The organism is Metabacillus sp. RB-C-LZQ-3-1 (assembly GCF_058315175.1).
This window is the reverse complement of sequence record NZ_JBZFLI010000047.1, coordinates 1-3140: the sequence shown is the minus strand read 5'-3', so window position 1 is coordinate 3140 and position 3140 is coordinate 1. Positions and strand designations below refer to the sequence as shown.

Sequence of the window (3140 nt, the reverse complement as noted above, 5' to 3'; positions counted from 1 at the left end):
CTCAGCTGCATTCATCCCTTTGGCTGTTTTGTAGATCGCACTTCCACCTTTTATGAAGCGTCCTCCCCAACCGACAATTGGTATTAATCCTGCAGAGGCCATGGCGCCTGCGGCTACACGTTGACCGTCTGTTAGTTTTTCGCCTGTGACAGGATCAACTCCTTCTGAAGCGCGGATAAAATCGTAATAGCCAGTTATTTCTCCTGTAAGAGTTTTGACGGTATCCCATGCTTTTTCGTGGAATGGTCGATTTTCTAGTTTTTGGGCCTTCTTTAATTCTTCTCTAAATCGTTCCTGCTCTTCTTTATATGTAAGGTAGTCATCTGCATACTTCTTTACTTCATCAGTTAGTTGATATGCTTCACTCGTTTTATATGCTTGTACATCAAAGTGAATAGGAGAAATTGTGTTGCCTTGTGCTGTTGCTTCTAGCAATTGTTGAAAAAGAGCTCCGATGTGAAATTCGGCACTTTCTGATACCTTGTATTCTTCTAATAATTGTTGATCCAATGAATCTACCGCTTGGATTGTATCTTCTCTTTTCTTCTTTGTATCGATCCGTAAATAGGGAAGCCCAGCATTTGCTGATATGTTGCAAGATGGCTTCTTTTCCGATGATGTTTAAATAGGTGTCTTGTTGACCACCAAAAGAGGCATGTGTCAAATCTTCATCAGATGCACTGTTTTATCCCCTCGAATGCAGTTCTTGTACTTTTTAACCTACAATATTAATCAACTTGTTTCTATTTATCTATTTATTCCCCTTAAATATCCAACATTAAAATAAGATTTCAAGCTCTTATTAAACTAGAGTTTAAGACAAAAAAACCTTGAAAGGCATAGCCTATCAAGGTAAAAGTTAATTTTAAGCATATCATTTCCTTACAGAAGGCTGGTTTCCAGTGCAGCATTCAACATGATATCAAAACTATCAAATGACTGAATTAAAGTTCCTGATGGTTTATCAAGTTCTGCATATTCATCATCTATTAAATTATAACAATACCATGCAGTGTCGGAGTCCCCAAAAAATATGTATTTCTTTTGCCAATCATTTTCATACCAAATCTCGTTTGTTTCAATGAAGCCATGGACGTCTTCGTCTACCTCTTGATTAAGTAGTTCCTTATCAACACCATAAATAACTAATCCATTAAAATCTAAACCATTAACTATGCTTAGAAATTCTACATAAGTTTCTGGCAAAATAATATTTCCTAATTTCTCTTGAATAGTATGTTTCATTAAAAAAAGAACCCTAAAAAGGCTTTTAGCCATTAAAGGTTCTCTATTAAAATAATTTTATTTTGTTATTACAGCCTCTTTTATTTGTTCTACTAATTTATTTAGCCACTGGAGAGGGGTTAATTGAATTGCAGGAAAATAAACCTCTGCATTATTTTGTATTATACTATCCTTCTCTTGTGCTGGTAATTCACTATTTAAAAATTCTTCACAATAAATTATTGTATTCTGCAAACATTCTTTATTCGCTTCTTTTATAAACTCATCTAATGCTTGTTCTGGAGAACTGATATCTTGATGAAATGTTCCACCTAAAAAATCTTCTAACTCTTCTATGAAATCATAATTTTTATTCACAAAAATTTCCTCTCTTTCTATTTCACTGGATATCCTGTAAGAATAAAACTACCGTTGTTATCCTTTTTAAGAACTATTTTTGCATTTGTTACATTTTCTACTTCTTCTGAGTTTCTTGATACACTTCTGCCAATTATCTCACCATCACCCTTATATCTTAACGGTAATGTAGGTCTACTATTGGGGTCAGAAAGCCATTTTTGTATTTTATCGATATTCTTTTGATCGTTAAGAACTGTAGTAGCAACTTTCTCAGCTGTCATTCTATCATTAAAAGTTGACGAACCAGTAATTTGGGGATTATTTTTCAATCTTTCTAATAGTTCTTCATCTGTTTTCCCAACATGTCTTTCTATTAAATGTCCACCCTTTGCCTCATGTGCAGCTAATCCACCACCAGGGGCTAAAGAACTTTTATCCCCTTGCTTTATATGATCTTTACCCTTGCTAATAACTTCCCCAACATCCTCAGATCCTTTGTTAACCTCCAAACTCTTCCCTAAAGAAAACCTCGAAACAACTTCTTCAATCCTCTTACTAATTTCCTTCGAATTCATCACATTGGATAGAAGTGGTTTTACCCCATTTGCCCCAGCAAACGCAAAATTCATGTTCTGATTATGAAGGAGAACATGAATGCCACCTTTTACTTCATTATAGACATAATGTGCACCAGATTTCGTTTTTGTCGCTAGTTTATGTATCTGGGTAACTGTTTCATCTTTTACTAGTTTACCATTTTTTATGAGTGCTGGCACGAATGGTGCGGCCATTAAAGCAGGTCCTAGGATACTATAATATAAGCTTTGCTGTCTTTGAATGTCAGTGAGTTCATTCCCAAACATATCTTTTCCTGTGATATATTCACTAAGTCCGTTCGCGGAAGTTAGACCGTAGATACCTAACTCTGCTTTTTCAAGGTTTGAGAAAGTTTTGGTTGTTTTATAGACATCTAGTGCTTGAACAGCATTCATACCTTTGGCTGTTTTGTAGATGGCACTTCCACCTTTTAAGAGGCGACCTCCCCAACCAACAATTGGTATTAATCCTGCAGAAGCCATGGCGCCTGCGGCTACACGTTGACCGTCTGTTAGTTTTTCGCCAGTGACAGGATCAACTCCTTCTGACGCGCGGATAAAATCGTAATAGCCAGTTATTTCTCCTGTAAGAGTTTTGACGGTATCCCATGCTTTTTCGTGGAATGGACGGTTTTCTAGTTCTTCGGCCTTCTTTAATTCTTCTCTAAATCGTTCCTGCTCTTCTTTATATGTAAGGTAGTCATCTGCATACTTCTTTACTTCATCAGTTAGTTGATATGCTTCACTCGCTTTATATGCTTGTGCATCAAAGTGAATGGGAGAAATTGTGTTGCCTTGTGCTGTTGCTTCTAGCAATTGTTGAAAAAGAGCTCCGATGTGAAACTCGGCACTTTCTGATACCATGTATTCTTCTAATAATTGTTGATCCAATGAATCTACCGCTCGAATTGTCTCTTCTCTTTTCTTTTTCGCATCTTCCATTGCGGTATGAAACTGATC

The 3140-nt window shown here is 36.3% G+C and carries 4 protein-coding genes and 1 pseudogene; all 5 read right to left on the bottom strand.

Going from position 1 to position 3140, the window contains the following annotated elements; genetic code table 11:
- On the bottom strand, positions 1 to 510 hold a 510-nt coding region (locus AC4GZ8_RS26255), incomplete at its 3' end, for a pre-toxin TG domain-containing protein (protein ID WP_491084825.1).
- A 43-nt stretch (positions 511 to 553) separates the two neighbouring features.
- A pseudogene (locus AC4GZ8_RS26250) lies at positions 554 to 685 on the bottom strand (PEP/pyruvate-binding domain-containing protein); the annotation flags it as partial.
- Positions 686 to 882: 197 nt separating this feature from the next.
- Positions 883 to 1278 carry a YrhA family protein gene (locus AC4GZ8_RS26245; protein ID WP_491084824.1) on the bottom strand — a complete coding sequence of 132 codons (396 nt, stop codon included), beginning with the start codon at positions 1276 to 1278 and terminating at the stop codon, positions 883 to 885.
- 24 nt (positions 1279 to 1302) lie between these two features.
- The gene (locus AC4GZ8_RS26240) at positions 1303 to 1602 is read right to left on the bottom strand and encodes a contact-dependent growth inhibition system immunity protein (RefSeq protein ID WP_491084823.1); all 300 of its coding nucleotides are present in this window, start codon (positions 1600 to 1602) and stop codon (positions 1303 to 1305) included.
- 17 nt (positions 1603 to 1619) lie between these two features.
- The coding region (locus tag AC4GZ8_RS26235) for an RNase A-like domain-containing protein (RefSeq protein WP_491084822.1) at positions 1620 to 3140 on the bottom strand (1521 nt) is incomplete at its 5' end.